Below are 5,906 nucleotides of genomic sequence, written 5' to 3'. Positions count from 1 at the left end.
TGGCCGCCGAAGCCAAGGGGCTCGACTGGCGCATGGAAGGGAGCGGCGGCGGGGTGACGGTGCGCACGGACCGGCTGCTTGCGTCGCGCATTCTCCACAACCTTGTCGACAACGCCATCAAATACACCGACCGCGGGGAAATCCGGATCGCGTGCCGCACCGACGACGGCAGGGTATGGGTCGACGTCTGCGATACCGGCCGTGGCATCCCGGAGAATTCCCTGGCCGACATTTTCGAAGAGTTCTACCGCATCGAAGCCGGAGATAAGGTCGTTGGCCTGGGCCTAGGCCTGTTCATCGTGAAGACGCTGGCGGATCACCTCGGCTATCCGATCACGGTGGAGTCCCGCCCAGAGGTAGGAACAACGATCAGCGTCGCCCTGCCATTGGCTGGCTCTGTCGCATCGTCCATAGACGGGTGAGCGAGAGCCCTCGCCCGAGAGGGGACGTCGTAGCCGGGGTCAGCGGCCGGACACGCGCACGCTTGAAGGGGTATCGCGGAACTGCGGCTGGATGGCCGTGATGGCGCTCATGTACGCGAACAGATCCGCAACACAGTCCAGATTGAACTTCCGGCCCGCCTGCTCCCGGAGGAAGGCCGCTGCAGCCTCATTCGTCCACACTTCCTTGTAGGGACGTTCCGACGTGTGTGCGTCGAACATGTCTGCGACCGCGACGATGCGCGCTTCCAGAGAAATGGCCACGCGGAAAAGCCGTTGGGATGTTCCCAGAACGCGCTTGGCGGCATGATCGATGGGCATGCCCTTGCCGTGCTCAAAGCGAAGGCGTTTCCACAACGGCGTGATACGAGTAGAACGGCCTTTGCCGAACCCGGTGCGGATCGAACCAACTCGGCAATGAGGGTGGGTCAGCTGCCGAGAAGCTCCTGCACGGCGGCAAGGAGTTGATTGGAGGCGACGGGTTTGCGGAGGAATGTCACGCCAAGGTCCGTTGCGTCACGTTCGCTGTCAGACCCCATATCCCCGGTCAGAATGATGCCGGGTATCGGATGGCCAGCCTGTGCGCGGATGGAGGCGACGGCGTCCGTTCCGACTTCGCCTCCTCGCAGTCGGTAATCCGCGACGACAAGGTCCGGCGCACGCGGCATGTCTCGCAGACCTTCGAGAGCCTGCGCCGCGGACCCGGCGATGACGACCTCGTAGCCCCACTCCATGAACAATGTCCGCAACCCGGAGAGCACGATCACGTCGTCATCGATCAGAACTGCCAAACGCCGTTGCCCGTCGGCCGTTACAACCGGCTTGGGCCGGGGCGGACTTGTCCCCGCGGCGCCCGCAAGGGGGACATCGACCGCAAAGGTCGATCCACGCCCCGGTTCGGAGCGTACGGTCACCGGGTGATCAAGCAGTTGGGAGAGCCGCTGCACGATGGCAAGCCCCAGGCCCAACCCTTGGCTCCGGTCGCGTTCCGGGTTGTTGACCTGATGGAACTCTTCGAACACCCGACCCATCTGCTCGGCGGATATGCCGATTCCACTGTCGTGAACCTGGATGCTCACGCGGTCGGTAGCGATGTCGCAGACGACCCGCACATAGCCTTCAGGGGTGTAGCGCAAAGCATTCTCGACCAGATTGCGCACTATGCGACCGAGCAGCACCGGATCGCTTCGCACCGCCAGAGTTGGTCCGGGGTCGGTGACATGGAGTTCCAGACCCTTGCTCGCCGCGATCGGTGAATAAGCGGCTCGCATCTCATCCAGCAGCGACGCAACAGGCATGTCACGGACCTGAGGCACAATCGTTCCGACATCCAAGCGAGAAACGTCGAGCAGGCTGTCGAGCAGGGCCTTCAACGTGTCCAAGGCACGCTCCAGGGCCATCAGCGACCGGCGGCTCCGGTCCTCGAGGGCATGAGACTGCAAAACGCCGGCGAACAGCAAAGCCGACTGGAGCGGTTGCCGCAAATCGTGGCTGGCGGCGGCCAGGAATCTGGACTTGGACTGGTTGGCTTCATCGGCCAGGGTCTTGGCATCCCGCAGAGCCTGCTCCATCGCCCGACGCTCGGAGACGTCCATGTTCATGCCGCTCAGGCGGACTGGACGACCGCTGCCATCATGTTCCGCCCGCCCCACTCCCAGCAACCAGCAGACCCCCTTTCCCGGATGCGAAATGCGAAACTCCGCTTGGTAATCCGGCCGCCGGCCTTCGAGCACGGCCTGCACGGCCTGCCGCAACGCCGGGTGATCGTCCGCAACAACCAAGTCGTAGAACGCGGGTTCACTGGGGTGGAACGTCGTCGGATCGACACCCAACAGACGGTACATGCCGTCCGACCAGGTCACGACACCAGTGCGGAGATCGAGATCCCACAGACCGGCGTTTGCGGCGTTCAAGGCAATGGCGAGATTCCGTTCGCTCCGCTGCAAGGCCGCCTCCACGGACTTGCGCTCGGTGATGTCGATGTTCAGGCCGCTCATGCGCAACGGCGTACCGTCCGTGTCGTAATGGACGCGCCCGGTGGATAACACCCATCGGACCGTCCCATCCGGGAGCATGATACGGTATTCCAGTGCGAGATAGGGCTTCCGCTCACCGAAGAGCTGCGCCTGAGCCGCGGCCGTGATGGTTTCGACATCGTCCGGTTTCACTGTACGGAGCCAGGAATCCAAGCAGGGAGCATCGCTCTCCGGGTCCAAGCCGAACAGGCGATAACTGCCCTCCGACCAGTGCCCGCGCCCGGTGCGCAAATCCCAGTCGAAACTGCCGGCCTGAGCCGACTGCAGGGCCAAGCTGAGGCGTTCGTTGCTTGCCCGAAGTTCCTCTTCGGCCATCGTCCGTCGGGAAATGTCCAACAGATGGACGGTCAGGCCCCTCGGGGTGGGAAACGCTCGGAGCCAGAACCAGCGGCCGGTCTGCGGACCACGGAATTCGACGTCCACCGGGACCCGTTCGGTCATGGCCCTGTGCAACTCATCCGCCAAATGTCCCTCGGCGAGTTCGGGAAAAGCGTCCCACAGCCGCATGCCGAGCAGGTCGCGGCCTTGAGCGACCAGGGTCCTGGCCATGTCGTTGAGTTCGAGGAATCGCCAGTCCCGATCGAACTCGATGACGCCGTCCACGGTGTTGGCCAGCAACACGCTGACTTTGCGGGCGGAATGTTGGGCCTCTTCGCGCACTCTTAGGAAACGGCGCACACCCCACAGGGCGCCGAGGCCCGTGGCCAGGAGCAGCCCAAGAAAGACGGCCACGGTCCAGAAGGTTGCGGTGTGGATGGGACGCATCGCCGTCGCTTTGTCGAGCCCGACGTGCAGATACAGGCCCCGGGCACCCAACGTTGCCGGTGAATAGGCAAACACCCGTGGCCGACCGTCCATCCCCGCCAATTCAACCACACCTTTGGTCGCCTCGCGCAACAAAGGACCGAACGGTTCCGGCAACAAGTGGCCGACCAGTTCCGGTGCGTCAGGGATGGTTGCGAGAACCGTTCCGTCACGGTCGGCGACAAGGAGACAGGTGTTGTCCGGCAACGAGTCCTGCGTGAGGGACTCCCGCAGCCAAGCGGTGTCGAGAAGTGCCGCAATCACTCCATGATAATCTCCATTCTCCCGGCGGTGGGCACGGGCGAAGGGAATGGCGGGTTGTCCCGTGATCGGCGATCGCATGGACTGGCCTGTGACGATGCCATCGGTGCTCGCCGCATCCTGGAGGAGCCGACCTGCAATCACCCGCCCCACCGTCATGGAGTCTGTCGAGCACCATACGGCACCGTTCGCGTCGGAGATTTCCATTGCCATGTAGCTCGGATACTTGGCCCTGATCCGGGACATGACCTCTTGGCAGGCCGTGGCGTCCATACGCCCCACCCCCGCTTCGGTAAGAGCGAACAGGATGTGATGGATGTCCTGTATGATCCGTCTTTGTTCCGCGTCCACAAGGTCGAGAAAGTGGCTGGCATCCTGTCGAAGCTCGGCCTCACGGGCCGTATGAAGCTGCATGATCGGAAAGAGCTCGAACGCCAGCAACGGAGCAGCGATGAGCAGGAGGAATGACAGCAGGCGGTTGGCTTTTTTACGAGGCGCTCGCTTCTGTAGGGACGTCAGCAATTCCTGTCTCCAAGGGCCGCCCTTTTCTTCCCTAGAGCATTATACAAAAATACGTGGGTATGTGATTAGATAAAAATACCGCCGCCCCAAAGGATAGGCATCGGCATATGCCTTGAGGAAGAGTTATCAGTCCCATCAAAAACCGTCTCAACCGCTTTCCCACATCTCATCCGGGAGAACGCCTCCCTATGAAAATCAATCTTCGCTCGCGGAAGCTCGAAAAACTTTTTTAAGCAATTGTTTTGCTTCCCAGCGCTGAATTATATTTCCATGGCGCAGCACCATCTCGGCGTAATTCTTCGCCATAGAGGAAAAACACAGAATGCCTTCTTTTTGGGCAGCCTCGTCGGTGCATGCATACTGAGCCTGACGGAGGCATAAGTAAGCGGTCCGGCACCCATCGAGCGCTATGCTTGGCGGAAAATCGACCATCGTGCCGAGCCTCGTAGAAGCAATGTTGAACAAATTTTGCGCAAGATAACTAGGACCGTGGCGAACGATTCTGCATGGTTCGCGTTTTCAGATGAATGACCCCATGATTGCTACCTCTTGAGCTGCAACGCTGACCATCGCCCCGCCGCGAACCGCTCGTCATGAGCAGCTGCCTGTGGAGGCGCCCATTCAACTCCGGCGCATCGGGTGGCTCCAGCGAAAGTGCGTGGTATGATCAGGCCATAGGCACCAGCGGTGGTCCGGCCAGGACTCGGATTCAAGAGCTTCCACACCGCTCGGCAGATCATCGCCGGCGAACAGATCATCGCCATAGTCCGTTACGGTCAGGTCACCGCCGCTCCCATCAACAACATTCCGGCCCCGTCGGCCTTCATGAGGACCTGTTCGGCGCGATCACCTGACGGCGCCGATACCGGGGTCCCGCGTGCCCACTACCCGATGTGCGACCGAATTCGATGAAGTCCAGCTGCTATTGACGACGATCAAGGCTGCCCGTTCTCCACGCTCGCAGCATCCATATCGGGCCCGAACCACCAACTGATCCGACGGAAGCGACAGTGCCAATGAATAAAGCCCAAATCGGACTGCTGATCGTCTCGCCGCTGCTGATCGGCATGGTTGTGCTGTTGTATCGCCAGGGCGTCATGACGCGAAGCGGCGCAGCGCTCGCCGTGCTGGCTTCAGTCGGCACGGTAGCATGGCTATTCTTCACTCAGTAAATTGTGTCCGTTTTCGAGGCGGAACGCCAGGAGGGACGGTGGTTGCCCGCGTCAAAATGCGTATTCCGGTGATTGCGTGCGGTGGTTCCGGCGCGAAAGCGTCCACCGATTCCGGTCGATGGCGTCCAGGTGTTCCGGCGGATGACATCCACTACGCGCGGGGGCAGCCTCGGCTGGCTGCAGGGTGACGTGCAGGTTGCAGAAGCGCGGCGGCCGGGTCAAGCCGTTGTCGCGGCGAGCGCGTTGCGCTTGCGCATGGACTCGCCAGCCAGTTCGATCCGATGGGCGCTGTGCAGCAGGCGGTCCAGGATGGCGTCGGCCAGCGTCAACCCCCCGATCATCACAGACTGCCGCTGACGCGGAGCGGCTGATCACTGACGTCGTGATCACCAGTCGGCGGTATTCCCTTTACGGCCAACAGCTTCAGGTCGCCCCGGAGGCATCCAGCCGCGGTCCGGACTGGCTGACGGTCCTTCTGCCCGATGGTCGGCGCCGGCATGTGCGTCGGGCGGCCACCAACCTCGTTCCGGCTACGGACGGGAGCATGCCACGCGAGGGCACCGTCAAGTCCACGGTGGCGGGGCGGCAGGGGTGGGGACTGTCAGGAATTCCGTGTACGGGCCGGTTGTGATCAGGCGAGCGTGAACCGGTCCTCGAAGAGGATGGCGAGC

The 5,906-nt window shown here is 62.1% G+C and carries 5 protein-coding genes and 1 pseudogene; 2 read left to right on the top strand and 4 right to left on the bottom strand.

Annotation, left to right across the window (positions count from 1 at the left end; all coding sequences use genetic code 11):
• Positions 1 to 422 (top strand): sensor histidine kinase (locus tag Q4I23_RS29850; protein ID WP_498528622.1); only part of this gene is annotated, 422 nt, incomplete at its 5' end.
• 39 nt (positions 423 to 461) lie between these two features.
• Here the strand turns inward: Q4I23_RS29850 and Q4I23_RS29845 are convergent.
• The 3 genes from Q4I23_RS29845 to Q4I23_RS29835 all read right to left on the bottom strand — a co-directional run bounded on the left by Q4I23_RS29845 (position 462) and on the right by Q4I23_RS29835 (position 4,495).
• On the bottom strand, positions 462 to 761 hold the full coding sequence (locus Q4I23_RS29845; protein ID WP_498528621.1) for an HD-GYP domain-containing protein: 300 nt from the start codon (positions 759 to 761) through the stop codon (positions 462 to 464).
• Between the two features lie 107 nt (positions 762 to 868).
• Positions 869 to 4,063: a PAS domain-containing protein gene (locus tag Q4I23_RS29840; RefSeq protein ID WP_498528620.1), complete on the bottom strand. Its 3,195-nt coding sequence runs from the start codon at positions 4,061 to 4,063 to the stop codon at positions 869 to 871.
• A gap of 195 nt (positions 4,064 to 4,258) precedes the next feature.
• A complete protein-coding gene (locus Q4I23_RS29835; RefSeq protein WP_498528619.1) occupies positions 4,259 to 4,495 on the bottom strand; it encodes a hypothetical protein in 237 nt (78 codons plus the stop codon).
• A gap of 584 nt (positions 4,496 to 5,079) precedes the next feature.
• On the opposite strand from Q4I23_RS29835, the gene Q4I23_RS29830 reads away from it, so the two are divergent.
• Positions 5,080 to 5,235 (top strand): hypothetical protein, encoded by a 156-nt coding sequence (locus tag Q4I23_RS29830; RefSeq protein WP_183182604.1) that lies wholly within the window; start codon positions 5,080 to 5,082, stop codon positions 5,233 to 5,235.
• Positions 5,236 to 5,453: 218 nt separating this feature from the next.
• Here Q4I23_RS29830 and Q4I23_RS29825 read toward each other — a convergent pair.
• Positions 5,454 to 5,573 (bottom strand): annotated as a pseudogene (locus tag Q4I23_RS29825) (ATP-binding protein); the annotation flags it as partial.
• Positions 5,574 to 5,906: the final 333 nt, after the last annotated feature.

This window comes from Azospirillum sp. UFLA03-27, assembly GCF_059803775.1.
This window is presented reverse-complemented; position numbering and strand designations above follow the sequence as displayed.